Below are 26,119 nucleotides of genomic sequence, written 5' to 3'. Positions count from 1 at the left end.
GTCCCTATAGATGCGGGCCCGGCTGCAAGGGTTGCTGAAAAACAAAGGGCGCCCCGGAGGGCGCCCTGAAGGTTGCGGGTGAGGGCGGTCTAGAAGACCACCTTCAGTCCGAACTGGATTTCGCGTGCATCGAAGGTATCGGTCACGCTGCCGAAGAGCAGGCTGTTGAGCCGCGGTTCGGGTTGCAGGAAGTTGGCGCGGTTGAAGATGTTGAAGAACTCGAAACGAAGCTCCAAACGCGATTCTTCGGTCAGCAGCCGGTCCAGCGAGAACTCCTTGAAGAGCGAGAAGTCGACGTTGGCGAATCCCGGCCCTTGGAAGGTGTTGCGTCCCAGGTCCCCGTTGGTTCCAAGCGTGGGGAGGGGGAAGTCGCCGACGTTGAACACCGGCCCGCTCTTCCAGTCATCCTGATCGAACTCGACCGAATTCCCGAAACTGGGAACATTGGTGCGGTCGTTGTTCTCGCCGTCGGCGTTGAAATCGCCGCCGGCGGGGCGGCTGGTGGAGTAGTGGGGCGTGAAAGGTTGACCCGACTGCAGGGTGACGACGCCGTTGACTTGCCATCCCCCCAGCACAGCCCGGCGCAGTCCGCCGCTGTCCCTGAACCAGGGCGTTTCGTAGATGAAGTTGCTGACGAAGCGATGGCGGGCGTCGAAGATCGAGCGTCCGTAGTCGAGGGCGAAGTTGTTGATGTCGAGGGCGAACCCGTCGGCGTTGAAGTTCGACGAGGTGGCGCCGCTATGCCAGGTGGAACGCGTATCCAGAGACTTGGAGAACGTGTAGTTGGCATTGAAGGCGAATCCGTCCGAGAAGCGGCGGTCGATCTGCAATTGCAGAGCGTGGTAGTTGGAGTTGACGGAATTCTCCCAGAAGCGCAGCCGTCCGAAGCCGGGGTTGAGGCGGTTGAGTCCGGTGTCGCCGGCGAAGTCTCCGTTGACGGGCGAGGGCGCGCCCAGCCGGTCGCCGGTAAAGCGGTTGAAGAACTCCGCCTTGATCAGCTTGCGGCCCAGGGTTCCCACGTAGTTGATCTCGAAGGACGTGTCCTTGGCGATCTCGCGCTGGATTCCCAGGAAGAAGCTCTGAGTGTAGGGATCGCGCGTGTTGGGGTTGGGAATGCCCGACAGGAACTGAGTGTTGGCGTTGGTCGGGTCGTAGGCGATGATGTTGCCTTCGAAGAGGCCGGCGCCGATGTTGTTGTTAGGTCCGGTGGGCGTGACCGCCGATCCGTCCTGCGGCCCGTAGAGAATGTTCTCGTTGGGACGTCCGCAGACGTCGGGAGCGCAGATCAGGTTGAAGGAATAGAAAGGCGGATTCCAGCGCGAGTTGGCCAACGGGTTGTAGACGGCGCCGTTGTAGGCGATTCCGTAGCCGGCGCGGATGGAGGTCTTCCCATCCCCGAAGGGGTCCCAGGCCAGGCCGATGCGCGGCGCGAAGTTGTTGTAGTCGTCGCCGGAGAGCTTCTCGGCGGTGGCGAAGCCGCCCAAGACCACGCGCTCGAAGATGTCGCTGCCCTGGGAGAGGTCGAACTGAGTGGTGCGGTTCTGGTCTTCCACCAGGCGGCCGAACCAATCCCAGCGCACGCCCAGGTTGAGGGTCAGGTTGGGACGGACTTTGAAGTCATCGTTGAAGAAGACCCCGATTTCCGTTCCCCTCCAGGCGCGGAAGTTGGAAGCCAGTTCGGCTTGTCCGTTGCCGCCCACTTCGGGCAGGTTGGGGTTGACGCCGCCGATCTGGTAGTAGGGAGTGTCGAGGGCGATCTGCACCAGGTCAAAGAAGTAGTAGCTGGGACGCCCCACGTTGAACTCGGAGTTCTCCTGATTGCGGCGGACGGTGATTCCTGTCTTGATGCCGTGACGCCCGCTGTTGATGGACAGGGTGTCGGACCAGGAGAAAGTGTTCTCGTGGAAGATTTGGGGATAGCCGTTGTAGGCCCCGAAGGTGGCCGTGCCGGTTCCGCCTTCCGCCACCAGCGGCACGCCCGGCGTTCCCGCCAGGATGTCGTTGATGGTGCGGTTGAAGCCGACTTTGGCCTCGTTGACCATGGTGGGCGAAATGATCGACGTCCAACTGATCACGCCGTGATGGGTGCGGATGGTCTGAGGCGAGTTGAAAGCCGGGCGCGGATCGACCACCACGCCGCCCTGGTCGTCCAGGAAGTAGCGGGCGAAGATCTTGTTGTCGTCGTTAAGGTCATGATCGCCGCGCAGAGTGAACTGATCGCCGTCAGTGGCCTGGGGCGTGAAAATGGAGACATCGCCCGTCATCACGTCGTTGACGCCCAGGGTCCCGGGGGCCACGCCGAAGAGGCCGTTGAGGGCGGCATCCACTTCGCCTTGGGTGGCGTTGTTGATGTATCCGGTACCCAACAGGTACTGGCCCACGGTGGTGGGATTGACCTGAATGTTGCCCACGGCGTAGTTGGAATAGAGAAACTGAGCGACCGGAGCGCCGTTGCTTTGCACGAAGTTGGTCCAGGCTGGAGCTTCGAAAGTGGTCAGCGTGGAGTCGCCGGTGCGGATGCGGATTCCCTCATAAGAGAAAAAGAAGAACGTCTTGTCCTCGATGATGGGTCCGCCGAAGGTGCCGCCGAACTGGTTCTGCTTGAACTCCGGCTTTCCTCCGGTGGGGTCGCCCGGATCCCCGATATCGAAGAACTCGCGGGCATCGGCGTTGTCGTTGCGGTGGAACTCGAAAACGGAACCGTGAAAGCTATTGGTTCCGCCCTTGGTCACGACATTGACCACCGAGCCGATGGAAGCGCCGTATTCGGCCGAAAAGTTGAGCGTCTCGACGCGGAATTCCTGTACCGAGTCGACTGAGGGCTGAGAGGCCATGCCGCCGGAAAGCTGCTTGGAACTGATGCCGTCCATCCAGAAGCCGTTCATGTTGACGCGTCCGCCGTTGACCGAGGTGGTCACGTCCTGAGTGGCGTTGGCCGCCCCCGGCTCCGAAATGGTGGCCGCAGCGTTGACCGAGCCCGGCGACAACTGCACCAGTTGCATGACGTTGCGCCCGTTGAGCGGCAGGTTGACCACTTTTTCCTGGTCGACCAGGGTCGAAACCCGGCCCTGCTCCAGTTCGATGGTGGCGGCCGCTCCGGTGACGATCACCTCTTCGCTGATTTCGCCCACCTCAAGTCTGAGGTCGACGTGGGCCACCTGTCCGACGCTGACGTCGAAAGGCTGGCTGGTGGTGGTCTTAAAGCCGGTGATCACCGCTTTGGCGACGTAGCGCGCCGGGCGCAGGTTGCTGACGCGGAAGATGCCGTTATCGCTGGTCACCACGGTACGGGAATCGCCCGTGGCCACATTGGTGACGGTGACCTCAGCTCCGGGAATCACGCCCCCGCTGGTATCGGTCACCTTGCCCGTGATGCTCGAACCCTGGGCAAAAAGAGGGACCGAAGCAATCAGGGCCAGCGCAGCCGCCACTAACAGCGTACGACTTGCGAGTTTGAAAACTTTCATAGATGTTGCTCCTTCTCCTTGAAGTTTCGTCAGTCCAAGAGGCTCCCTGACGTTAACCCGCAATGGGTCGGGCAATTCGCCGTGATAAGGAGAATCGAGCTGGCACTTTAAACGCAAGATTAGATAAGTGCCAGAACTTGATTCGCCACCCGACCACGTTGCGAAACGAGATCCTCGGACTGGCGTCTCCGATAAGCGCCGCTGTGATGCAATTTGAATACCAGCATTTCGGCGGTCTATGCCTTATAGACCCAAATCGTTGCCTGCACTGACTTACGCCTGTCCGCACCGCCGCCGCGGAGGTTCTCGGCTGCCGGCCTAATTCAAATAAATGGATGTCAACTCTTCGGCTCGGTCCAAATTTCTGAATGGCTCTCAGAGGGGAGTGAAACCGCTGGCGGAGAGGTGGAATTGACAAAAGGCGTCCGGATTGCCCATCATACGCCTTCGACGCCCGCTCGCCCGATTCTCTTCTGGATGGCTAGACCATGTCCAAGCAAGCCGTGCTGGTCAAGAAATACGGAGGCACCTCGGTCGGGTCGCCTCAGCGCATCCGCAAGGTTGCCGCCGACTTGGCAGGCGATCACCAGCGGGGGCTCTCCCAGGTGGTGGTGGTGTCGGCCATGGCCCGCACCACCGACCGCCTGCTGGCTCTGGCCCGCGAGGTGAGCAACCGTCCCCATCCCCGCGAACTCGACATGCTGCTGGCCACGGGAGAACAAGTGTCGATCGCTTTGCTGGCCATGGCCATGCACGAGCGCGGGGTGGAAGCGGTCTCGCTGACCGGAGCCCAGTGCGGGATCGTGACCGACGGCAACTTCTCGCGGGCCCGAATACGGGCCATCCGCACCGACCGCATCGAGGAGCGCCTGAGGGCCGGCCATGTGGTCTTCGTGGCCGGCTTTCAAGGGGTCACCGACAGCGACGAGATCACAACCCTGGGCCGAGGCGGATCGGACACCACGGCCACCGCACTGGCCGCCGCCCTGGGAGCTTCCCGCTGCCAGATCTTCACTGACGTGGAAGGCGTTTTCACGGCCGACCCGCGCATCGTTCCCGAGGCCCGCCTCTTGCCCTTCATCAGCTATTCGGAGATGCTTGAATACGCCGCCTCGGGATCCAAGGTGCTGCACCCTCGCTGCGTCGAGATCGCCAACCGGCATCAGGTCCCCCTGCAGGTGCTTTCCAGCTTCGCCGGCAGCGGCCAAGGGGCAGCCGGGCAAGGCACCACCGTCGTCAAGGAGGACCAAGTGGAAAAGGTTTCCGTTACCGGGGTCACCTACGAGTCGGACATTGCCCGAGTCGCCCTGACCCGGGTTCGCGATTTTCCCGGCGTGGCCGCCCTCATCTCGGAAAGGCTGGCCCAAGCCGGCATCAACATCCGCCTCATCATCCAGGGCCTGCGCCACGATCAGAGCAACGACGTCTCGCTGGTGGTCGACCGGGACAGCGCCGACCGGGCGCTGCAAGTCCTGCAAGAAGCGGCGCCCCAGGTCGGGGCCGAAAAAGTCGAAGTCGACCGCGAGGCGGGAGTGGTGGCCATAATCGGCTCGGGAGTGGCCTCGGTTCCGGGTGTGGCCGCCACCTTCTTCAGGGCTTTGGCCGATGAAGGCATCAACATCGAGTTGATCAGCAGTTCCGAGGTGCGCATCGCCTGCATCATCCGCGCCGCCGACCTCAAGGCTGCCGTGCGCAGCGTCCACCACGCCTTCAAACTCGACCAAGTGGAACGACGCTTGCGCCGCCCTCCGGCAGAGGACGGCCAAGAGGAGCAGGCGCCATGAGCATGCAACGCATCGGACTGGCCGGATACGGCACCGTAGGACGCGCACTGGCCCGTCAACTGACGGAGGAAAGCGGACGCTATCGGCGCGAGTTGGGTGTCGACCTGCGCCTGAGCCATATTTTCGACCGCAGCTACGGGAACAAGGACCGGTCCTTTCTGCCGCCTGACGTCAGCTTCAGCGACGATCTGGAATCCTTGCTGGCCCAGGACGTCGACATCCTGGTGGAAGTGCTGGGCGGCGAGCAGCCGGCGGACAAGCTGATCCGGGCCACCTTAGAGCGAGGACGCTCGGTGGTGACCGCCAACAAGTTTCTCATGGCCCGCCACGGTCCTCTCTACCTGCGCCTGGCCTCCATGCGGGGGGCCTTCCTGGGATTCGAAGCGGCGGTGGCGGGAGGCATCCCCGTGCTGCGCGCCTTGCGCCGTTCCCTCTTTTCCGACCGCATCGTAGGGTTGAGCGGGATTCTCAACGCCACCTGCAATTTCATCCTCTGTGAAATGGCCGCCAGCGGAGCCGACTATCATCAGGCCGTTTCGCGGGCCCAGGAGTTGGGCTATGCCGAAGCCGATCCGTCGCTGGACGTCTCGGGCCGCGATGCCGCCGACAAGCTGGGCATTCTCTCGGCCCTCTGCTTCGGGGTCTGGCCCGCTCCCGAAACGGTGCCGGTGCAGGGAATCGAATCGCTGGAGGCCGTCGATTTCCGCTACGCCCGCCAACTCGGTTACGCTATCCGGCTGCTGGCTTCGGGCTCTCTGGAGGAGGAGAGCGGCCGGCCCCGGCTGCGCGTCAACCCCTTCATGGTGGCTCAGGACTTGCCCTTGGCCAAGATCGAGGGCGAGGTCAACGCCGTCAAAATCGAGGGACGCCGGCTGGGCTCGACTGTCCTCAGCGGACCCGGTGCGGGAGGTGCGGCTACAGCCGTTTCGGCCGCCTCCGACGTGCTCAATGCCGCTCTCTGGAGAGCGGGCAACGGGAGCTTTTATGCCGCCCCCTACCTGATGGCCGACAAGGGCGCCCGCCCGGCCGACGCTTCCCGCGAGGTCTATCCCTTCTACTTGCGTTTCGTGGTGCGCGACCGCACCGGAATCCTGGCCGCGCTGGCGGGCATCCTCCACCGCCACGGCATCAACATCCACTCCGTGGTGCAGGAAGCCTGGGACGATCCGGTCGATCTGCCCTTCGTCATCACCATCGACCCCACCTCCTTCGCCTCGGTGGAAGAGGCGGTCGCCGAAATGGCCCAACTCGACTTTCACTCCCGTCCCCCGCTGGCCCTGCCCATCCTGGAGTGAATGTGGCGCTTGGCCTGAGAGTGTATAATTCCTTCCATACTTTGCTCAGCCTGAGAGGAGCCGCTTATGAGTGCTCGCCGCCTGCTTGCTTTTGGACTGCTGATGGCTATCTGCCTGCCCCCGCTCTACGCTCAAGAGCAGGAACGGCGTCAGGAGGAAGCCGAAGACTACTACCGCAAATGGCTTGAAGAAGACGTCGTCTACATCATCACCGAAGAAGAGCGCCAGGTCTTCGAGAGTCTGGCCACCCTGGAAGAAAAAGACCAGTTCATCGAGCAGTTCTGGCGCAGCCGCGATCCCAATCCGCAGACCGCCGAGAATGAATTCAAGAGCGAGCACTATCGGCGCATCAGCTACGTCAACGAGCGCTACTTTTCGGGCGAACCGGGATGGAAGACCGACCGCGGAATGATCTACATCAAGTTCGGCGAACCCGACTCGGTGGAGCGCCAGCCCTTCGGCGGACCTTACCGGCGGCCCAACAGCGAAGGGGGAGGCGAAACCACCACCCTGCCCTGGGAACGCTGGTGGTACCGCCACATTCCCGGAATCGGCGAGGACGTGGAGATCGAGTTCGTCGACAAGGGTTTCAGCAACGATTACCGGATTGCACTCAACCCCAATGAAAAGGACGCCTTCCTCTATGTGGCGGGGCACGGCAACACCCAGGAGGAATTCGACGGCAACTGGACGCGCTTCGACCGCATCAGCGCCCCTCTCGGGCTAGTCGACCGCGACAGCCCCTTCGTCCACAGCAACGACCTGCCTTTCCGCAGGTTGCGCCGCTTCGCGCAGCTCACCAAGGCTCCCGAGATCGAGAATCCCCGCCTACGGGAGATCGTCGATTCCGCGGTTCATTACGAAGAATTGCCCTTCAGCTTCCGCTCCCACTGGCTGCGGGCCGGAGATCAGGCGCTGGTACCGCTGACGGTCAGCGTCGATCACAAAGATCTGCGCTTCGGGGCCGACGGCCAAGGCGAGGAGGCCCGCCTCAACATCTTCGGGCGCGTCAAGAGCCTGCAGGGCCGCATCGTCTCCATCTTCGAGGACTCGGTGGAGCAGAGCCGCTCCGACACTCAGGGACTGGCGCCGGGCCGCTCCCTCTACCAGAAGCTGCTGGTGCTGGAACCCGGCCGCTACCGCCTCGATTTGGTGGTGGAAGATGCTTACGGAGGCGGCGTGGGGACGCTGCAGACCGGACTCATCATTCCTCGTCTGGCCGAGGACAAGCTGGCCGCCAGCCCCGTCATTCTGGTCGACCGGGTGGAGCCCATCGCCCAGGACTTCGACCCCAGCCAGCCCCCCGAGATGTTCGTGCTGGGGACCCTCAAGGTCTTGCCCCACTTGGGCGACGTGGTGGCCGAAAAACGCCACCTGATGTTCTACTTCCAGCTCTACAACGCGGGGATCGACGGTTCCACCCGCCTGCCCAGCCTCGACCTGTCCTACCAACTGGTGGACGAGGAGGGAAGTGTGGTGGCTGAAAAAAGCGATGAGGGAGCAGACCGCGCCTCCTACATCTCCGGCCAGCGCATCGCCTTTCTGGAATACCTCGATTTGCGCAAGGCCGCGTCCCCTTCGCTGCAGTTGAAGATCGAGGTCACCGACAAGGTCACGGGCCAGAGCCTCATTATCAGCGAGCCGGTGCGCATCCAGCGCGCACCCCAAGCCGACCCCTCCCGCCCTTGAATATCCCGTCCCAATGAGAAACGCCGCCAAACCGGTTTCCGGCTTGGCGGCGTTGGGCTGTCCCTAACCTTCGTGGTCTCGACTTAGAAGTCGATCCTCAGTCCGAACTGGATGACCCGGGGATCGTTGTTCTGGCCCGTGAAGGCTCCGAACGCCGTGGGGCTGTTGACCGACAAGCTGGGGTTGCCGTAGAGCACGTTGTTGAAGGCGTTCAGGAAGTCGAAGGAAAAGGTCATGGTTATGGGCTGGTCGGCGGCGTCGGCCAAGGTGGTGGTCTTGCTGATGGACAGGTCCAGGTCCCAGCGAGGGGGAGCGCGCAACGCGCCGCGTCCGTCGCGGGTGTCCTGGCTGATCAGCACCCTGCGGAAGCTGTTGAAGACCGCCTCGGGATTGCCGAACAGGTTGAGTCCGGTGCCGCCGTTGGCCGGATCGGAATTGGTTCCGATGCCGTTGGAGCCGGTGGCTCCCGTGTGGATGGAGTTGCCGAACTGGCCGGGGTCGGTGGTGGGGATGAGACCGATGGCATTGCCCAGCACATTGCCGCCGCCCCACACGCCCGAGCCCTGGCTGAAGGTCAGGGCGCCTCCGCTGCGCACCGAGACGATGCCGGCGGCGGTCCATCCGCCGATCAGCTTGTCCAGGAATCCGCCGCCGGAGAAGCGGCGGTTGGCTCCGAAGGGCAGTTCATAGACCCAGTTCACGTTGAAGATGTGATTGAGGTCGAATGCCGAAGGGCCATAGCCGGCGTCGAGGTTGAAGCTGTTGGGCACTTCGCCGGCGCTGTTCTGAACGGCGCCGTTTTGATCCAGCGAGCGCGAGAAGGTGTAGTTGAGGTCGTAGACCAGTCCGTCGGAGAAGTTCTTGCGCAGGCTGAAGACCACTCCATGGTAGTTGGACCGGCCGCCCGAGGTGCGCATGAAGAGGTCCAGCGACTGGAAGTTGTTGAAGTGCTGCATTCCGGTCAGGAAGAGCGGTATGTCCAGGTTGAGAAAGACGCTGTTGAGGTCGCCCTGGATAATGTCGGACGTACTGCTGCCGGCGATTCCAGCAGTTCCTCCGAAATTGCCGAAGACGTTCTCGAAGAAAGGCTGCGCCGTCACGTCGCCGGGCGCCACCCCGTTGCGCAACTCGGTTGCCAGGGCGTCAAAGGCCTGGGCGAAGCTCTGCCCTGAGGCGCTGTCGACGGCCAGATAGGGAACCTGCTGCAGGTTGACGCTCTGGTAGAGGTTGCGTCCCATGCGCCCGATGTATCCGACCTCCATGATGTGGTCGCCCGGCAGCTCGCGCTGGATGGTGAAATCGAACACGTGGTTGTAGGGAACCGTGATGTCGGGATCGACCGAGAAGGAAAGAATCTCGGAGAAAATGGGCGAAGGGATAATGGGCGATTCGGCAGGACCGAAATCGAGCAATGGGATAGGTCCGTCCACCCCTGCTCTGAAGGGTTCACCGGCCGCGTTAGTGGGCCCGTTGACGGAAACCGTCTGGCCGAACCCGACTCCCAAAGTGGGGATGATCACCGTCTGCACCGTGTTGGTGCGGTCCCAGAGCAGGGAGTATCCGCCCCGGAAGACCGTTTCCTTGTCACCGAAAAGCTTGCCCATAAAACCTCCTTTAAAGGAAGGGTTCCAGGCGATGGCGGCCCGCGGTGAGAGGTTCCGGTAATCGGTCTGATAAGCGGCGCTTTGCCCCGAATCATTGATGGGCACGAAGCCGATGTCGGGGTTGAAGATGCTGCCCCCCTGCGAGGTGAGGTTCTTGTTGGTCAAGAACTCTTCCGCCGTCACGAAGGTGCTGACATCGTCGGCGAAGGTCATGATGGTCTGCTTGCCGTCCTTCTCGATGGGCGGCGTGGTCCACCCGTAGTAGAGGCCGTAGTTGACTGACAGCGAAGGAACCACTCTCCAGGTATCCAGGAAGTAAAAGGAGAAATACTGTTGGGTGGTGTCGGCCTCCAGACTCGACCCGATGGGCAGCGGCTGAAGGTCACCGTCGCGAACGGCCAGGAAGGGAACCGAGTTCACGATTCCCAGCAGGGAAGCATAGAACTGGTCGTAGCGGCTGGTGTCGCCCGGTTGAATGAAGTCGGGGCGCTGGTCGGGGGTGATGTTGACGAAGTTGCCGTTGGCCAACTCGGCTACCGGAAGACCGATCGATCCGATCACTTTGTCGTCGCGGTCGTGGCGAAAGCGGATGTGGCGCACGTCGGCTCCGTACTGGAAGACGTGATTGCCCCTGACCCAAGTCTGGTTGTTGACCCATTGCCAGTAATCGGAGTTGCTGGTCTGGATGCGGGCCCGCTGGGTGTCGACGTCGGTCGGCTCGTCGATGGTCTGCAAGCCGATGTTGACGGCCACGTTGAGTTCCGGTCCCAGCCAAGGCAGCGAACTGGTGGGCCGGATGCGCTGCAGAGGCGTGTAGTCCTTGACCCAGCCGAAGCGGAACTCGTTGGTCAGCGTGGGGGTGAAGTTGGTGTTCAGCCCCAACAGAGCGTTGCGGGTCCGCCGGGGGGCCTCGGTAGCCCCGCGCAGGTTGAGCAGGTCGACTTGGGAAGCCGTGGTCTGAAGGGCCCGGTCGGCCGCGAACTTGGCCTCCAGATTCCAGTTCTCATGAAATTCATGGTCGACCCGCAGCACCGCGAAGTCGTTGCGGGTGTCGGTCGCCACGTCGGTCCGGAAATCGCCCGTGTTCAATCCGTCGCCGCCGCTGGCATTGGGAAGCGGCAACTGGTTGAAGACGTTGAGGACGACCGGGTTGGCTCCCAGTCCCCGGGGATCGAAGTCGATGGGGTTGATGGTCTGGATGTTGCCGTCGCCGTCGGCGAAGCGCAGCAGCCCGTCACGCAGGCTCTGGGTGGGAACGGTGCGCGTGATGGCCGTGGAACCCGGCAGGCGCCGTCCTTCGTAGTTCCAGAAGAAAAAGGTCTTGTCCTTGATGATGGGGCCGCCGATGGAAAACCCGAAGCGGTTGTCCTTGCGTTCCGCCTTGGGCGCGCCGCGCCGGTTGTTGTTCCAACTGTTGGCGTTGAGGTTGTCGTTCTGATGGTACCAATAAGCCGAACCGTGGTACTGGTTGCCGCCCCGCTTGGTGACCAGGGTCATGTTGGCTCCCGCCGAACGCCCGAAGCTGGCGTCGGGGTTGGCCACTGCGATGCGGAACTCCTGTACTGATTCCACCGGAGTGGGGATGACCGTCTCGATGTCGCCCACCGTGTAGTCGGAGACGTCGATGCCGTCCAACTGAAAGGTCTGCTGGTCGCTGCGGCTGCCCGTCACCTCGCCTCCCGGCGTAGTGCCCGGCTGCAGTTGAAAGTAGGAAATGGTGCTGCGGTTGGCGTTGGGAAGCTTCTTCAGACGCAGCTCGTCCATCTGGTTGCCCACCGTGGCGTCCGTTTTCTGCAAAACCACTTCGGCTGAAGCCGTTACCGTCACCTCCTCGGAGATGGCGCCCGGCTCAAGCACGATGTCTTGACGATGGTTGGTCTGAATGACCAGTCGAAGGTCATGAATGAGGATGGTGCGGAACCCGTCCATCTCGGCGGTCAATTCGTACACGCCCGGCAGAATGGTCCCGAACGTGTAGGATCCGGCGTCGTTGGTGAACGTCTTGTGCTGGGCTCCCGTGTCCACGCGCGTCAGGGTCACGGTCACCCCGGGGATGATGCCCCCCGTCTGGTCTCGGACAGTTCCCGATAGGCGGGTGAATGAAGTTTGCGCCCACGCCGAGGTGATTAGACATACACCTACGGCTAATAGGCCGATCAAAGGCAAGAACCTTCTCATCGTACCTCCCTTTGGGGACCCCGGGTCCCCGTACATTTTGATAGCCCCGAACGTCATGGGACAGCCCGCGAAGAACTCTTGCGCACTCAAAGGGCTGCCATTAGCTTTCGATGTGCTCTTCGAGACCGCCCCAAGGCTTCAGTGATTTGGCTGAGCCTTGCTCCCTGGACTGACCCGTCGGGCACTTATGGCTGTACCATTCGATTCGACAATTTTAGCGAGTGCCTCAGGTGATATCACAACTCATCGGTAACCGCAAGCAAAAAGCGCGTATGTTTTCGCGTTTTGACTCCGGACGACGGCTGTCGAGCGGGCAAGTTTGATCAGAGCACGGCGGATCGGCGGCGGGCGGCGCTGCGCCCGCCGGGGAAGCGGGCATATTCACCCATTTGGGAGGCTTATGCCCCTCGAGCTCTCAGACTTCTGCAACGCCCAGCTTGCGCAGAATGGTCATCATCGGGCACCAGTCGGTAAAGGCTGATTGAAAGAGGTTCAAGCCCACGAAGGCGGTAAAGAAGTACCAGTATCCGCTCAGGTAGTAGCCCAGAGCCAGACTGAGCAGAATGAAGAACCCCGCAATCATTCTCAAGTAGCGTTCGACGGTCATGGCATTACTCCACGGGGCGCCGAGGACCTGGCGGGCCTGCGCGATCCCCGCGCTCCCAGACAGAAATCATGCCCGCAATTCAGGGGCCACTATTGGGGACGCACTGGGGCGTCGGGCAGGATGAAGCTGCGGCGCGCCAGGTCGCCGTGCAGGCGTTGAGGAGAGTAGAGGCGCTCCAGGACGCCGCCCTTCCAGCGCAGCAGGTCGGGATTGCGTTGCTTGAAGCTGCCCCAGGACTCGTCAGGATGCCCATGCATACGCTCGTGGATGAGGAAGAAATAGGCCGAAGTGATGGTCTCGTGGTAGAGGCCCGGCTTTCCGACGTGCTCGGCGAAGCGGATCAAGGCCTCTCGAAAGCGGTGCATGGCCTGATCGAGGGGCAGGTAGCGCAAGAAAACCCAGGCCGCCCGCACGTGGTCGGCATGATGGAACTCCCCCGCCGTCAAGCTCAGGCCTTCAAGCCTCATGACCAGGTCCAGGTCCTCTGAAGTGACCCCTCGGCGAACCCCCTCCAGCGTTAAAGCAGCAGTGCTCATCACTTCTCCTCCTCTTCCAGATGATGGCTGTCGGCAGCCTCAAGATCGAGTCCGTAAACCCGCTTCAGGTCGCTGACGACTTCCAGTGACTGTCCCTGCAGCGCGCAGCGTCCTTCAAAGGCGTGGAGGACGATGCCCTCCAACAGATCCCCCAGGGTCAAGTCGTGGAACTCGGCCAACCCCTTCAGCACCTTGAGGATGCGCTTTTCAATGCGGACGCCGGTCTGCACGCGCTGCACACGAGTTCTCTTTGCCTTCTTCATGGCTATCAATATACCAATGTATGAATATAGCAGTCAAGCCGTTTCTCTGGGGCCGGTTCTGATAGGCTAGTAAGGAATGGAACACCGATCTGGAAGGATGAAGTTGATGGGCTTGACTGGACTTGTGTTGTTGGCGCTTGGCGGGCCTCAGGGCGGGGAGGAGATCATCGAACGCTACCGTCAGGCGGTCAACGCGCACGACATGGATCGGGCCCTGGCCTGCTTGGCGCCCGACTTTCAACTGCACTTCGTGGGATCGGAGTACTCACTGAGCAAGGAAGCGCTTTCAAAGGCAATGGGCTGGGATGCCGGAGCCGACGGCCAGGTCGAATGGGAACCGGTAGGATCTTCGGGCGGCTCCTTCAGCTATGAAGGTCAGGAAAGCAACGAGTTCCTGCGCCTGCTGGGAATCCCCCACCTCAAGTTTCAAACCACCTTCAGCGTGAATTCCCAGGGCCTAATCGAGAAGCAGCGCTATCAGCTCCTCCCAGATCAGCCCTCCAGCCAGGAGGCCATGAAACCGGCAGTGGAATGGGCCCGGCGTCACCGTCCCCAGGAACTGGCCGAGATCTACCCGGACGGACAGATGGTGTACTCCAAGGAGATGGCTCGCCGCTGGGTGGCCTTGCTCAAAGAGTGGCGAGCCGCAACCTCGCCCTGAGCAAGCTTTAGCGCCAGGCGCCCAGGATGAGGCCCATGAGGGTGAAGGCTACGGTCATGTAGGCTCCATTGACCAGCATATAGCTGAAGGGACGCCTTTCGAAGAGGCTGACCATGCCGATTCCCAGGGCCACCCAGCCGAATCCGGCCAGGAAGCCCGCCGTGGCGCCCCAGGCCATATCGGTTTCAGGTCCGCTTAAAAAAGCCGCCAGATTGGCCGACATGATCAGCGAAAAGAGGAAAGACACGCCGTAGATCTTGGCTGGATTGCCGTCTTCAAGATCTTTCTCGGTGAGCTGGTTGGCGCGCATCCACACGCCTCCGAAGAGGACCGGCGAATACCACAGCCCTCCCAGCAGAAACATGGAAAGGGCGGCGACCAGAACCGCCCAATAGTTGATAGCCATGCGAAATCCTTTCATCAGACGGCCTTCGGCCGTACCTCTATTCTCAACAACGGCTCAAAGCATGGCAGCGGACCCCCGGCGCTGTATTGGAAAAAATTGACCTGGATCGTGCGGTTGGGCTAGACGCGTCGTCGACCCGGGAGCAGCAGGGCGGCCCAGAGAACTCCGTGCTCGGCCAGCGTGATCATGGTTATCCCCAGCGGCTCCAGGTTGTTGTATTCGGGGAGGAAGTGAAGGTAGTAGACGGATGCCGCCGAGGAGAGCAGCAGGGCGGCTCGGGCGGCGCCGGCGTGGGGCGCCAGGGGCAGCAGGGCCAGCAAGGGCAAGGCGTACCAGGGGTAGGCGGCGGGTTGCAGCAGCCACCACAGCAGCAGTACCCATTGCAGATTGCAGATGAGGAGCGGCAGTCCGCGGCCCCGCCGCGTCCAGGGAATGAGGACGGCACCGGCCGAGGCCACAAGCAGGCAGCCGGCACGGGCCGCCAGAGGAGGCATCCCCAGCGCCTCCGTCAGCTTTTCCAGCACCATGAAGGCGCCGGCGTTGATCTGCCAGTCGCCGGCATAGGCCTCTATTCCCGAGGGTGTCCAGCTCAGCATCCAGGCAAGGCCCGCCGCGGTCGGCAAGGCGAAAGCCGTCCCCAAAAGCGCTGCCCCGGCATTGGTGGCCGGGCCTTGGCCAGACCGCTTGAGCAGCCAGAGCAGGAAGGCGGGCAGCAAGAAGAGGATGTAGAGCTTGCACAGGACGGCCAGTCCCAGGGCCGCCCCCGCCAAAACAGCGCCTGAGCAAGGCCCAAGCTGCAACCGTCCGCAGAGGGCTGCGATCGCCAGCAGCAGGAAGAAAGCTGCCAGCACGTCGGCGTGGGCCGAATTGGCCACCTCTTTGAGGACCAGCGGATTGCAGGCCCACAGCAGGCTCCATTGAGGGGGGAGGGCAAGCAGCTTGAGCAGCCACAGCAGCAGGGCCAGCAGGGCCAGGTCGACTGACAGGAAGACCCAGCGTTGTCCTCGCCAGTCCCATCCGCTCAACCAGGCTCCCAGCGCGAAGGCGCCCTGGGCCACTGGGGGATAGACGGTGTGCAGGTCGGGCCGGCTGACCCGCCGCAGGATTTGCCGCGCCTGAGGATCGCCGCGCAGTTGAGGCGTCAGCGGATGGTCAAAGCTCTGCGCGATCTGGCTGGGTGTGAGGCGGTAAGGGTCGGCTCCCGCCAGCACGGTCTGGCCGTCCAGGACGAAGCGGTAAGGATCGTCTTCCTGGATCAGGGGGGTGGGCAGCAGCACCAGGCGGCCCGCCAATCCCAGCAGCAGGGCCGCCTTCCAAGCCCATCCGGCCCTTTCCTCCGCGCTCACCCGGGAGGGAAGGCTGCGGGCCAGCAGCCAGAGTCCGGCCCCGGCTGCCGCCCACAGGAACACGAAGGCCAGGATGGGGCGCTGCGCGTGCCCCTCGCCGTAGCGGAAGGATGGGGAGAGAAGATTCCACCCCACGACGCAGAGCAGAATCCAGGCTGCCGCCAGCGGGGCGCCATAGCGGTAGGTCTTCACCTGATCAATGGTAGCCTACCCGGTGGCTTACAAGGCCAGCTTGTCGCGGAACTTCATTTTCTTCAGCTTGAACGTCTGCGACAGCTTGGTGTCCCGGTTCAGCCCGCACTCGAAACGGATCTCCTTGTCGGCAAGGGACACCGTCGGCTGGCCCTCGTCGTCGAAACGCGGGAAGAAGAACATCCCGTCGGCCTGTCCGGTTTGAGAGGGCGGCAGGTAGCGGCTCAGCAGCAATTTGCTGTCGCTGCCCTTGAGGTGGAGGAAGGTGGTGTCCTGCAACACATCGCTGTCTTGTTCCAGTTCGGAAGCGTCCTGGCCGGGCGGGACGCTGACACCGACCACGATGTGGTCGTTGAACAGACCGGCGTTGACGAATTGGCGCGCGTTCTCCTCCCTCAATCCGTTGTGGAGCATGGCCCAGCGGGCCATGGCCATGCGCACCGGCTGGGACATGATCTTGATGGAGTAAAAGCGCTGCACCTCGGCGGACTCCAGAGTACTGGGCGAAGAGGGCTGCTGTGCGGGCCGGCCTCCAACCGAACTGCCTTCAGGCAGGCGGCTGTCGTTGCGTCCTGCGCCTGCCCGCAGGGCGGGTCGTCCGATGCGCTGCACCTGGACCCAGGGCGACCGGTTCAGAACCGAGCGCACCTCGTCTTGCGACCAGTCGGTAAAAGGCTTGTCCTGCCAGTCGGCCGCCAAGGCCAGGACTCCCAGACTCAATAGGGCTATCAGCACCATCCACTTCTTCATAGAACGCCTCCGTCTCCCCGTAATGGGCTTGCCGCCATTGTTGCATGTTCAGATGAGGCCGGCACAAAGGCGTTTCAAGGCTTGTCGCTAATCCGACAGCTCACGGGCGGGCCAGGGGCGGGCGCTTCAGTCGAGGGGCAGGAAGTTGGGATACTCCCACCACTGCTTGAGGTAATCGGTGGGCCGCAGTCCGGAGAGGCTGCGGAACTCGTTGATGAAGTGGGCTTGGTCGTAATATCCCCAGTCGCAGCAAAGCTCGGCCCAGTTGACATCGCTTCCGCTGAGTCCTTCCAGCGAACCGATAACGTGCTGAAACTTGAAGACCCGCGTCAGGAACTTGGGCGTCACGCCCACGCAGTTCTTGAAGCGCTTGAGGAAATGGCGGTGACTGTACCCCACTTGCTCGATGAGGTCGCCGATGACGAGGAACTGAGGGCGGGTGGTGATTTGCTCGAGCGCGAAGGCGATGGTCCGGTCTTGCAGCAGGTGCTCGCGGGCCCGCCCCAGCAGGAACTCTTCCATGACCCGGAACTTGCCCCCGACGGAAGGCGTTTCCAGCAACTTCTCCCGCAACAGCGCAATGTCGCCGCCCCAGATCAGGTCGAGTTGAACGACCTGGTTGGTCAGTTCAGACATGGGAAAGGAGAAAAAGGGCCAAGCTCCTCCCGGACGGAACCGCACGCCGGCCATTGAGGAGTGAGGCGAGGCCTCGATGATGATGTACTCCTTATGTTCGCCCGAAATCCAGGCGCCGCGGAACTCTTGGGCTTGGGTCGAAGTCTCGGAGGCGAACAGCCTCTTGGGCGTGTCCTCCATGTCGATGATCAGTTCGATGGCTCCGTCGGGCAGCAGCTTTTCCCGCCGGTGTCCCGGATCGTATCCCGAGTAGAACCAGAGGTGCTCCACGAACTGGCTGAGCGGCAAGTTGGGCCGGTACTGCTCGTAGATCATGGCAGGCAGACTTTAACACGCCCGCCAGCGCCTGGACACCTGCTGTGAGCCCGTCCTGGGGGGAGGAGCTGCCGGCGATTTCGATGGACAGTTGCTTGTTCCGGTCGAGTGCGTCGACCAGAATGATTCTTAGGAGGAACCTTGAGACAGCAAGTCGCTGCAACGCCGTCCTCAGGCGATCCCGCGCGCAAGCGGGCCTGGCACGCCCAGGACGCGGAAGCCGTGCTGCGGGCGCTAGGCAGCGACGGCGAGAAGGGGCTGTCGCAGCGGGAAGCCGGCCGGCGCATGCATACCTACGGGCCCAACCGGCTGCGCAGGCAGATGCCCCGCAGCGCTTGGAGCATCCTGCTGGCACAGTTCAAGAGCCTCATCATCGCCCTGCTTGTGGTCGCGGCCGCCGTGGCCTTCGCCTTCGGCGAGACGTTGGAAGGCTGGGCCGTCGCCGTGGTGATCGGACTCAACACGGCTATCGGATTCTTCACCGAGCGCAGAGCGGTGCGCTCGATGGAATCCCTCTATGCTCTGACCAGCGTGGCCGCACGCGTGCGCAGGGGAGGACAGACACGGGAAATCCCCGCTCAGGACCTGGTACCCGGCGACATCGTCGTGATCGAGGGCGGAGATGTCGTCACCGCCGACCTGCGCCTCATCGAGGCCTCCAAGATGCAGGCCGACGAATCAGCTCTGACCGGCGAGAGCCTGCCGGTCGACAAGCAATCCCAGCCTGTCGCAGCAGAGACTCCCCTGGTCGAACGCTCCAGCATGCTCTTTAAGGGGACCGCGGTGACCCGCGGTGCCGGCGCCGGGGTGGTGGTCGCCACCGGAATGCAGACCGAACTGGGAGAGATTTCGGCGCTGGTGGCCGAGTCGAAGGAAGAAGCCACGCCGCTGGAGGTGCGGCTGGATCAACTGGGTCATCGGCTGATCTGGGCCACGCTGGCCGTGACGGCGCTGGTTGCGCTGAGCGGAACCCTGGCCGGCAAAGGCTTGATACTCATGATCGAGACCGGACTGGCCCTGGCGGTGGCCGCCATTCCCGAAGGCCTTCCCATCGTGGCCACCATCGCACTGGCCCGCGGCATGCGGCGCATGGCCAAGCGCCACGCACTGGTCAACCGGCTCTCCTCGGTTGAAACGCTGGGCGCCACCTCCGTCATCTTCACCGACAAGACCGGCACCCTTACCGAAAACCGCATGACCCTCACCTGCCTGGCCTTGGACGATGGCACGGTGGAAATCGGCGACGGATCGTCTGCCGGCACTTTTCGTCTGGACGGCCGCGACATTGACCCCGCCGATCATCGGTTGCTGCGCCAGGCGCTGGAGACGGGACTGCTCTGCAACAATGCCTCGCTTAATGGGAGGAAGGCTCTCGGCGACCCTCTGGAAACGGCTCTGCTGGCGGCCGGCGCCAAGGCCCGCCTGCACCGCCGGGAACTGGTGGCACAGCGCCCCGAGGTCAGAGAGGAAGCCTTCGATCCCGAGAGCAAGATGATGGCCACCTTCCACAAGGCGGACGGGGCGTATCAGGTGGCCGCCAAAGGGGCCCCCGAGGCCGTGTTGGCCGTTTCCACCCAGGTCCTGGCCGAAGAGGGGCCGATAGCCCTCGACGAGCGGAGACGCTCTGCCTGGCTGGCCCGCAACGAGGAATTGGCGGCTCGGGGCATGCGCGTGTTGGCCTTGGCTTGCAAAGAGGCCGGGAGCGCTGAGGAGGAGCCCTACCAGGGACTCACCCTGATCGGTTTGGCGGGCTTGCTTGATCCGGCCCGCAGGGACGTCGGCCAGGCCATCCGAGAGTGCCGGAGGGCCGGCATCGAAGTGGTCATGGTGACCGGCGACCAGGCTGTAACGGCCCGCGGTATCGGCCGGGCGGTGGGACTGACCGGGGACGAGCGAGAGCAGGTTGTGCAAGGGGCCGAGATCAAACCCTTGGACAAACTCAGCGAGAGTGAGAAGCGGCTCCTTCTGCAGGCCCGCCTCTTCGCCCGCGTCAGCCCCCGCCAGAAACTGGACCTGATCGAGCTGCACCAGCAATCAGGGCGAATCGTGGCCATGACCGGCGACGGCGTTAACGACGCACCCGCCCTGAAAAAGGCCGACATCGGCATCGCCATGGGTCAACGGGGCACGCAGGTGGCTCAGGAAGCCTCCGACATGGTCTTGCAGGACGACGCTTTTTCCACCATTGTGGCCGCCGTCAGGGAAGGCCGCGCCATCTTCCAGAACATCCGCAGTTTTGTCCTTTACCTGATGTCGTGCAATGTCAGCGAAGTCATGATCGTGGGCGCGGCGGCGCTGCTGGGGGCGACCTTGCCCATCCTGCCCTTGCAGATTCTCTTCCTCAACCTGGTGACCGACGTCTTTCCTGCGCTGGCCCTGGGGCTGGGACAGGGCGACGAGCATCTCATGGACAGTCCTCCCCGCCACCCCCGGGAGCCAATCCTGGGGCGCCATCACTGGCGGCTGATCGCACTCTACGGCCTGGTCTTTACGATTTCGGTGCTGGGCGCGCTGATCCTGGCCGAGGAGTGGCTGGGCATGGATCCCCCGCAAGCCGTCACGGTGTCCTTCCTGACGCTGGCTTGCGCCCAGCTCTGGCATGTCTTCAACATGCGCCAGGCGGGGACCAGCCGGCTGGTCAACGAGATCACCCGCAACCGCTATGTGTGGGGTGCCCTGGCGCTGTGCCTGGGCATGATCCTGGCGGCCGTCTACCTGCCCCTCATCGCCCGTGTTCTGGCCGTACGTCCGCCGGGCATCGGGGGGTGGGGAGTGGTGCTGGTCATGAGCCTGATTCCACTGCTGGCGGGCCAGTTCATCAAGCGGCGCCCGCCGGCGGCGGACGCAGGAAGAGCGTCAGCCTCTCCCGGCGGCGCGGATAAGGCTGGCCCACCCTCCTGAAACCGAGCGCGCTCAAGATCTTGATCATGGGTGCATTGTCGGGTCGGGTGGTGGCGAAGAGGCCGCAGGTTCCCTCGCTCTGCAGCAGCCGCCGGCAGAGGTCGGCGCCGAGGCCCTTCCCCCGCTCATGAGGGACGACGTAGACCCATCCCAACTCCAGTTCGTAAGGGGCGGCGCTTAGGCCTGATCGGGCCTTCTCGAAGAGACTCTCGCGATATCCGGGGGAGGGCGCCTTGAGGCCCGAGATGGCCGCCGGCGCGTCCTCATCGGTCCAGCAGAAGGCCAGCCTGCGGGCCGCGCTGATGCGCTCCTCCAAGGTCGAGTCGGAGCCGTTGAAGCCCTCCCGCACCAGGCGGGCGAACTCCCGCCGCTCGCGCTCGTCACAGGCGCTGGGCCTCTTGAGATAGACCGGTTTCTTCATTGGCAGGCCTTCAAGGTCATGATACTGCCGCTTTGCGCCAACATCCAGCCGGACGCAAGTTCGAGCATCCCTCAAGGACGGAAATCGCGTTCCAGCACGGCGATGTTGTCGTCGGCCGAAACCAGGTCCACCAGCCGGAAGCCCTCTTGGTAGGCCTGCTCCAGTTCGCGCTGCATGGTGGAGGTGCGGTCGGTGCCCAGGACGCGGTATTGATAGCGCCCGTCCTCGGGGGCCAGGGGCTGCATGAGCAAGACCAGCTCGCAGTCGTTGTAGAGGATCGAGTCGGGATGGAGGCGGTATCCCTGGGCCGCGCTGGCGTTGAGTTCCTCCTCCATTGTCGAGAGCCGGCGCGTAGCCAGCAGCAGGTAGTAGCCGCGCAGGAAGGGGTCCTCGCTGCGCTCCAGCAGATAGGCTACTTCGTCGTACTCGGCCGAGGCGCCCGAGACGACCCGGAATCCCAGGTCCACTGCCTGGTTCAACTCGTTCTGCATGGTCGACGTCTTCTCGGTTGCCAGAAGCAGGACGCGCTGGTCAGGCGACACTTGCACGTCCCCTGCCCACGCCGCATGAGCCCCAATCCATCCGACCAACCACGTCAGCAATACAAGGTGTCTCATCGCCTAATCAGACCGGGATTTCAACGCCAGAGTTCAGCAGCGGCACCTCTTAACTGGTAGGCAGGCAAGGCTATGGAGGGCTTCGCGATGGTCCGTTTTGACCAAAAGGACTGTAGCCAAGTCTTGTGGGAGGCGCATCCTTGCGGCGATCCTGGAAAGGCGTCGGTGGGACCACCCCCAGCCAAGCTTCCTCCACTGAACCCTACTTTGCGAAGGCTCATCTGTTTACGTAGCTGTCAAGTCATCTCGTTTTAGAGAAAGGGTCCTAGAATGAATTCTCAGAATCACCGTGTCCTTTTCATCCTGCTGATACTGGCCGTTTCGCTCCCTCTTCTATCAGCCCCGGCCGCGCCGGTGGACTGTCCGCTGGCTTCAGAGCGGCTGGGACGCAAGGCGGTGGGAGGGGGAAGTCTCCTTTTTTTGTTTCACGTGCTCTTGGTCGACCCTGAGGTCAACCAAAGATGTGGGTTGGGCTACGACACTGACCGTTGGGCTGTTGTTCGAGTGGGCTTCTATGGGGCCACCGCACCCGAATTCGCCGACCTGGAACTGGATGCTCTTTTCTTGGATGGGATACCGGCTGATCGCATAGTGGAACCTGACAACATTTTGCCAGGTAAGGAAAAGGGCATCGTCAATCGTGCCACAGTCGGGCCCAATGCAGCCGAAATCTGGTTCCCCATTCCTGATGGATTCTGGAACAGTGAACGCGATCTGAAATTCGAGGCCAGCGCCGACGGCCTGCGTTTCTCAGATGAAGTGAAAGTGCACCCCAAGTAGGGATCACGGGGGTCAAGTCTCGCGGGAGGCGCATCCTCGCGGCCCTCCTTCGATGGGGCTATGGGGGGCTTGGCGATGGCCCAAACTCTTTCTAGTCCAGCGCTCTCTCCAAACAATCGTCTCCCTCACCATAAAGCTCCAGCTTGGCCTCAATCGCCTCCAGATGCTCCTGCAGACGCTGAATCTTGGCTTGAAGAGCTTGCCGGTGAGAGGCCAGGATCTCGATCCGCCGGGGCAGGGTTTCTTCCCCCTGGCGCAGCAAGTCCACATAGCGGCGGATCTCCGAAATAGGCATGCCCGCCTCCCGAAACCGCATCAAAAAGCGTACCCAGCGGACGTGGCGGTCGTCATAGCAACGGCGGCCCCCGCCATCGCGGGAGACCGCCGTCATGAGTCCCGCTCTCTCGTAATAGCGCAAGGTGTGCCGGCTTAAGCCGGTGCTCTTGGCGAGCTGTCCGATCGAGTAGGCCATATCAAGTCTCCAGCCAGAGATTATATCGCCCTGGCCGCCAGCCCTCCCGTGACGGGAAGATTGACGCCGTTGATGTAGGCTGACCTCTGGCTGGCCAGAAAAAGGCAGGCGTCGGCCACGTCCTGGGGTCTTCCGATGCGGCCGCAGGGATTGGACATCCAGCCCGAGAGGAGCTTTTCTTTGATCTCCTCCAAGTCGTCGCCCCAGCCTTGCCCCTTGCCGATCTGAATTGCGAAGGTCTTCCAGGTCTCGGTCTCCACCGGCCCCGGACTGATGGTATTGGCGGTGATTCCGCTTCCGGCCAGCTCCTGCATGAGGCTGACCGTCATATTGACCGAGGCCGCCTTGGCGGCGGCGTAGTCGGGAAAGACAGGCGGTGCGACCGCAGCCGAGATGCTTGCGATCTGGATGATCCGCCCCCACTGCTGCCGGCGCATCGAATCCAGCACCCTGCGGATCAAGCGCACCCTGGAAACCACGTTGACGGCGTAGCTGTCCATCCAGCGCTCTCCGTCGGCTTCCTTCCAGCCGCAGACTTCGTAAGCGCCGGCGTTGTTGACTAAGACGTCGATACCTCCCAACTGCTCCAGGCAACCCTGGAACACCTGCTCCACTCCGTCTTCTTGCGACAGATCGCCCGAGAGGGCCGCAACCGGCGTTCCTCCAGCCTCTTGCGAGACTTCCCGAGCAACCGACCGGGCTGTTTCTTGACGGCGACCATGCACCGCCACCCTGGCTCCTTCCCCGACGAAACCCGCGGCAATCGACCGTCCGATTCCGCGCGTGCTTCCCGTGACCAACACTCGTTTCGCTTCCAGTCCTAGGTTCAAAATGGCTCCTTTGCAGGTCATGTTAGATTTGCTGAAAATCCGACCCTACAAGTTAGAGCGCGCTCAAAGTCAAGGAAAAAAAAGAAGGGCTGAAAGAGTGGCCTACTCGCGCAGAATATGAGCGGGATCGAGGGCCGCGGCGCGGCGGGCCGGCAGCAGGGCGGCCAACAAGGTCACCAGCGCCAGAAGGGCCGCCACGCCTGTGAGAATCCGCGGATCGTGAGGCTCGACGCCGAAGAGGAAGCTGGAGATGGCCTGGGAGGCCAGCCATGATCCCGCCAGTCCTAACGGGAGTGCCACCAGCAACAGCAGCAAAGCCTCACGCAGCACCAAACCGAGAATGGCGGAGCGGCGCGCGCCCACCGCCAGGCGGATGCCGATTTCCCGCCGTCGGCGCTGCACGGAATAGGAAAGGATGCCGTAGAGGCCCAGACAGGCCAGCAGGGTGCCCAGTCCCGAGAACCAGGCGGCTAGATGGGCCAGCATGCGTTCCTGGCGGATGGTGGTGTCGACCTGGTTCGACATGCTCTCCAGGCGGACCACCAGGGCCGTCTCGTCGAGGTCCTCGATGGCCTTGCGCAAAGAGGCGGCCGCCGATTGAAAGGGCACCTGCAGGCGGATCTGGATCGAGCGGGTGCTCATCCCCCATTGGGCCGAGGAGAGCAGGAAGATGGGCTCTGGCCGGGCCCGCAGGTCATTCCAAAGGAAGTCCCCCGTCACGCCAACGATTTCTACGTCGGCATCGTCGCCTTTGAGGCGGAAGGTCCGTCCCAGGGCGGACTGGCCGGGCAGGTAGCGTTGCACGAAGGCACGGTTGACCAGCGCCGCCTTGGGGGCTCCTTCATCGTCGGAAGCGCGCAGCGGGCGGCCCGCCAGCAGGGGAATTCCCAGGGTATCGAGGTAGGCCGGACTCACCGAGTTGACCCGCACCGAGACCTCCTCATCAGCACCGGCCTGATAGCCTGCGATGTCCAGATTGGCCGACATGTTGGAGCGGGTGAAGAGCCCGAGCCAGGAGGCGGAGGCTGAACGGACTCCAGGCTCGGCCGCCAGGCGCTCCTCGATGGCCCGGGTCAGCTCGGTACGGCGCTCCCGCGGGACCTCGAAGTGGACCGAAGCCACTGCCAACCGCTCCTGCTGGAAGCCCAGGCTGACTCCGGCCAACTCCTGCAGGGTGCCCAGCATCAGGCCTGCTCCCGAGAGCAGCAGCAGAGAGATCGTCAACTGGGCCGCCATCATGACTTTGGCCAGGCGCAATCGGGGACGTCCGGAGTCGCTTCCTTCACGTCCTCCTCCCAGGGCTCGGCCGGGGTCGCGAAGCAGGCACCAGCATACGGGCGCCAGTCCGAAGAGGAGTCCGGTGGCCAGCGAGGCGGCCAGGGCGTAGCCGAGAATGCGTCCGTCGGGACGCAGGTGGAGCAGGGAAGCGTCCTGGGGGGAAGCTATGAAGCCGGCGATGAAGGGGCTGGCGGCCCAGGCCGTAACCAGTCCGGCCAGTCCGCCGACCAGGCCCAGCAGCAGGCTTTCCATCATCATCTGACGGGCCAGACGCAGCCGTCCGGCGCCCAGCGCCAGGCGGGTGGCCAGCTCGCGTCCGCGGGCTGCGGCGCGCGCCAGCATCAGGTTGGCGACGTTGAAACAGACGATCAACAAGGCCAGCAGGGTGGCCGCCGTGAGGACCTTGAGGGGCAGGGAATAGGATTGGCGCAGACGGTCGAACCCGTTGGCGGCGGGTTTGAGCAGGATGCGGTGATCGGCGATGCGGGTGCCTTGCCGGACGATGGTCTCGCCCTGGGCGGCTTCCGCTTCCAGGCGGTGGCGGAAAAGGGCCGACAGCTCCTGCTCGGCCTGTTGCGGGGTGACGCCGGATCCCAGGCGTCCCATAATGCGGAAGAAGGTGCCGGTGCGCCAGGTGAGGCTGTCTTCGGACATCGAGCGGCGCATGGGTAGCCAGACGTCGGTACGGCTGCCCACCTGAGCGCCGAAGAACTCCGGCGGCGCCACGCCGGCGATGGTGAAGTGGCTTCCGCCCACCCGCAGGACGCGTCCCAGGGCGTCGGACTGCCCGCCCAGGCGTCCCGTCCAGAAGGCGTAGCTGACCACGGCCGCTCCTCCTTCGCCTCCTGGCTGGTCGTCCTCGGCACTCAGCATCCGCCCCAGGTAGGGCCGTACGCCCAGTACCTCGAAGTAGTTGCCTGAGACCGAGGAAACGCGCACGCCCGATAGTTTCTGGCCTTCCAGTTCGACTCGCTCCAGTCCGGCCCCGGCATCGGCCATGAGGCCGGTGAGGACGGTTTGCTGCTCTTGCAGTTCGGTGAAAAGCGGGTAGGAAATGGAAACGCGCCCGTCCGCTCGCTGCCCCTCGACCG

General features: G+C 63.1%; 20 protein-coding genes. 6 read left to right on the top strand and 14 right to left on the bottom strand.

Translation table 11 applies throughout. The features are described from left to right. Positions 1-89: 89 nt before the first annotated feature. Positions 90-3,467: a TonB-dependent receptor gene (locus VLU25_07715; GenBank protein HSR67813.1), complete on the bottom strand. Its 3,378-nt coding sequence runs from the start codon at positions 3,465-3,467 to the stop codon at positions 90-92. A gap of 488 nt (positions 3,468-3,955) precedes the next feature. Here VLU25_07715 and VLU25_07710 point away from each other — a divergent pair, with 488 nt between their 5' ends. The 3 genes from VLU25_07710 to VLU25_07700 all read left to right on the top strand — a co-directional run bounded on the left by VLU25_07710 (position 3,956) and on the right by VLU25_07700 (position 8,235). Then, positions 3,956-5,251: an aspartate kinase gene (locus VLU25_07710; protein ID HSR67812.1), complete on the top strand. Its 1,296-nt coding sequence runs from the start codon at positions 3,956-3,958 to the stop codon at positions 5,249-5,251. Continuing rightward, positions 5,248-6,546 (top strand): homoserine dehydrogenase, encoded by a 1,299-nt coding sequence (locus VLU25_07705; GenBank protein ID HSR67811.1) that lies wholly within the window; start codon positions 5,248-5,250, stop codon positions 6,544-6,546. Before VLU25_07710 ends, VLU25_07705 begins: the two co-directional genes overlap by 4 nt. A gap of 66 nt (positions 6,547-6,612) precedes the next feature. Then, on the top strand, positions 6,613-8,235 hold the full coding sequence (locus VLU25_07700) for a GWxTD domain-containing protein (protein HSR67810.1): 1,623 nt from the start codon (positions 6,613-6,615) through the stop codon (positions 8,233-8,235). An 83-nt stretch (positions 8,236-8,318) separates the two neighbouring features. On the opposite strand, the gene VLU25_07695 is transcribed toward VLU25_07700, so the two are convergent. The 4 genes from VLU25_07695 to VLU25_07680 all read right to left on the bottom strand — a co-directional run bounded on the left by VLU25_07695 (position 8,319) and on the right by VLU25_07680 (position 13,423). After that, on the bottom strand, positions 8,319-12,017 hold the full coding sequence (locus VLU25_07695) for a carboxypeptidase-like regulatory domain-containing protein (GenBank protein ID HSR67809.1): 3,699 nt from the start codon (positions 12,015-12,017) through the stop codon (positions 8,319-8,321). 415 nt (positions 12,018-12,432) lie between these two features. Continuing rightward, the gene (locus VLU25_07690; protein ID HSR67808.1) at positions 12,433-12,624 is read right to left on the bottom strand and encodes a DUF2892 domain-containing protein; all 192 of its coding nucleotides are present in this window, start codon (positions 12,622-12,624) and stop codon (positions 12,433-12,435) included. 89 nt (positions 12,625-12,713) lie between these two features. Then, positions 12,714-13,160 carry a hypothetical protein gene (locus tag VLU25_07685; GenBank protein ID HSR67807.1) on the bottom strand — a complete coding sequence of 149 codons (447 nt, stop codon included), beginning with the start codon at positions 13,158-13,160 and terminating at the stop codon, positions 12,714-12,716. After that, positions 13,160-13,423 (bottom strand): hypothetical protein, encoded by a 264-nt coding sequence (locus tag VLU25_07680; GenBank protein HSR67806.1) that lies wholly within the window; start codon positions 13,421-13,423, stop codon positions 13,160-13,162. Before VLU25_07680 ends, VLU25_07685 begins: the two co-directional genes overlap by 1 nt. Before the next feature lie 106 nt (positions 13,424-13,529). On the opposite strand from VLU25_07680, the gene VLU25_07675 reads away from it, so the two are divergent. Next, on the top strand, positions 13,530-14,084 hold the full coding sequence (locus tag VLU25_07675; GenBank protein ID HSR67805.1) for a nuclear transport factor 2 family protein: 555 nt from the start codon (positions 13,530-13,532) through the stop codon (positions 14,082-14,084). Between the two features lie 7 nt (positions 14,085-14,091). Here VLU25_07675 and VLU25_07670 read toward each other — a convergent pair whose 3' ends face one another. From VLU25_07670 to VLU25_07655, 4 genes are all read right to left on the bottom strand, one after another. Next, positions 14,092-14,490, bottom strand: coding sequence for a DUF1761 domain-containing protein (locus tag VLU25_07670; GenBank protein HSR67804.1), 399 nt, complete (start codon positions 14,488-14,490; stop codon positions 14,092-14,094). Positions 14,491-14,609: 119 nt separating this feature from the next. Further along, positions 14,610-16,028, bottom strand: a complete 1,419-nt coding sequence (locus VLU25_07665) for a hypothetical protein (protein HSR67803.1) — start codon at positions 16,026-16,028, stop codon at positions 14,610-14,612. A gap of 27 nt (positions 16,029-16,055) precedes the next feature. Then, positions 16,056-16,778 carry a hypothetical protein gene (locus VLU25_07660; protein ID HSR67802.1) on the bottom strand — a complete coding sequence of 241 codons (723 nt, stop codon included), beginning with the start codon at positions 16,776-16,778 and terminating at the stop codon, positions 16,056-16,058. A 126-nt stretch (positions 16,779-16,904) separates the two neighbouring features. Then, positions 16,905-17,729, bottom strand: a complete 825-nt coding sequence (locus VLU25_07655) for a helix-turn-helix domain-containing protein (GenBank protein ID HSR67801.1) — start codon at positions 17,727-17,729, stop codon at positions 16,905-16,907. Positions 17,730-17,870: 141 nt separating this feature from the next. Between VLU25_07655 and VLU25_07650 the strand changes: the two genes are divergently transcribed. Further along, positions 17,871-20,630, top strand: a complete 2,760-nt coding sequence (locus VLU25_07650) for a cation-transporting P-type ATPase (protein HSR67800.1) — start codon at positions 17,871-17,873, stop codon at positions 20,628-20,630. Here the strand turns inward: VLU25_07650 and VLU25_07645 are convergent. Continuing rightward, positions 20,548-21,051 (bottom strand): GNAT family N-acetyltransferase, encoded by a 504-nt coding sequence (locus VLU25_07645; protein HSR67799.1) that lies wholly within the window; start codon positions 21,049-21,051, stop codon positions 20,548-20,550. The two genes, VLU25_07650 and VLU25_07645, sit on opposite strands and share 83 nt — an antisense overlap. A gap of 71 nt (positions 21,052-21,122) precedes the next feature. After that, on the bottom strand, positions 21,123-21,542 hold the full coding sequence (locus VLU25_07640) for a hypothetical protein (GenBank protein ID HSR67798.1): 420 nt from the start codon (positions 21,540-21,542) through the stop codon (positions 21,123-21,125). 396 nt (positions 21,543-21,938) lie between these two features. Here VLU25_07640 and VLU25_07635 point away from each other — a divergent pair, with 396 nt between their 5' ends. After that, positions 21,939-22,448 (top strand): hypothetical protein, encoded by a 510-nt coding sequence (locus VLU25_07635; protein ID HSR67797.1) that lies wholly within the window; start codon positions 21,939-21,941, stop codon positions 22,446-22,448. Positions 22,449-22,539: 91 nt separating this feature from the next. On the opposite strand, the gene VLU25_07630 is transcribed toward VLU25_07635, so the two are convergent. From VLU25_07630 to VLU25_07620, 3 genes are all read right to left on the bottom strand, one after another. Beyond that, a complete protein-coding gene (locus tag VLU25_07630) occupies positions 22,540-22,920 on the bottom strand; it encodes a MerR family transcriptional regulator (GenBank protein ID HSR67796.1) in 381 nt (126 codons plus the stop codon). 20 nt (positions 22,921-22,940) lie between these two features. Continuing rightward, positions 22,941-23,750 carry an SDR family oxidoreductase gene (locus tag VLU25_07625; protein HSR67795.1) on the bottom strand — a complete coding sequence of 270 codons (810 nt, stop codon included), beginning with the start codon at positions 23,748-23,750 and terminating at the stop codon, positions 22,941-22,943. Between the two features lie 102 nt (positions 23,751-23,852). Beyond that, on the bottom strand, positions 23,853-26,119 hold a 2,267-nt coding region (locus VLU25_07620), incomplete at its 5' end, for an ADOP family duplicated permease (GenBank protein ID HSR67794.1).

This window comes from Acidobacteriota bacterium, assembly GCA_035471785.1.
In the GTDB taxonomy this organism is placed as follows: domain Bacteria; phylum Acidobacteriota; class UBA6911; order RPQK01; family DATIPO01; genus JANQFM01.
Note: the sequence above shows the minus strand (reverse complement) of the source record. Positions and strands in the feature narration are given on the sequence as shown.

What these genes read in the sequence shown, in the direction of transcription:
- VLU25_07715 (HSR67813.1), bottom strand. Translation starts at nt 3,467, where the DNA reads ATGAAAGTTTTCAAACTCGCAAGTCGTACGCTGTTAGTGGCGGCTGCG.
- VLU25_07710 (HSR67812.1), top strand. Translation starts at nt 3,956, where the DNA reads ATGTCCAAGCAAGCCGTGCTGGTCAAGAAATACGGAGGCACCTCGGTC.
- VLU25_07705 (HSR67811.1), top strand. Translation starts at nt 5,248, where the DNA reads ATGAGCATGCAACGCATCGGACTGGCCGGATACGGCACCGTAGGACGC.
- VLU25_07700 (HSR67810.1), top strand. Translation starts at nt 6,613, where the DNA reads ATGAGTGCTCGCCGCCTGCTTGCTTTTGGACTGCTGATGGCTATCTGC.
- VLU25_07695 (HSR67809.1), bottom strand. Translation starts at nt 12,017, where the DNA reads ATGAGAAGGTTCTTGCCTTTGATCGGCCTATTAGCCGTAGGTGTATGT.
- VLU25_07690 (HSR67808.1), bottom strand. Translation starts at nt 12,624, where the DNA reads ATGACCGTCGAACGCTACTTGAGAATGATTGCGGGGTTCTTCATTCTG.
- VLU25_07685 (HSR67807.1), bottom strand. Translation starts at nt 13,160, where the DNA reads ATGAGCACTGCTGCTTTAACGCTGGAGGGGGTTCGCCGAGGGGTCACT.
- VLU25_07680 (HSR67806.1), bottom strand. Translation starts at nt 13,423, where the DNA reads ATGAAGAAGGCAAAGAGAACTCGTGTGCAGCGCGTGCAGACCGGCGTC.
- VLU25_07675 (HSR67805.1), top strand. Translation starts at nt 13,530, where the DNA reads ATGGGCTTGACTGGACTTGTGTTGTTGGCGCTTGGCGGGCCTCAGGGC.
- VLU25_07670 (HSR67804.1), bottom strand. Translation starts at nt 14,490, where the DNA reads ATGGCTATCAACTATTGGGCGGTTCTGGTCGCCGCCCTTTCCATGTTT.
- VLU25_07660 (HSR67802.1), bottom strand. Translation starts at nt 16,778, where the DNA reads ATGAAGAAGTGGATGGTGCTGATAGCCCTATTGAGTCTGGGAGTCCTG.
- VLU25_07655 (HSR67801.1), bottom strand. Translation starts at nt 17,729, where the DNA reads ATGATCTACGAGCAGTACCGGCCCAACTTGCCGCTCAGCCAGTTCGTG.
- VLU25_07645 (HSR67799.1), bottom strand. Translation starts at nt 21,051, where the DNA reads ATGAAGAAACCGGTCTATCTCAAGAGGCCCAGCGCCTGTGACGAGCGC.
- VLU25_07640 (HSR67798.1), bottom strand. Translation starts at nt 21,542, where the DNA reads ATGCAGAACGAGTTGAACCAGGCAGTGGACCTGGGATTCCGGGTCGTC.
- VLU25_07635 (HSR67797.1), top strand. Translation starts at nt 21,939, where the DNA reads ATGAATTCTCAGAATCACCGTGTCCTTTTCATCCTGCTGATACTGGCC.
- VLU25_07630 (HSR67796.1), bottom strand. Translation starts at nt 22,920, where the DNA reads ATGGCCTACTCGATCGGACAGCTCGCCAAGAGCACCGGCTTAAGCCGG.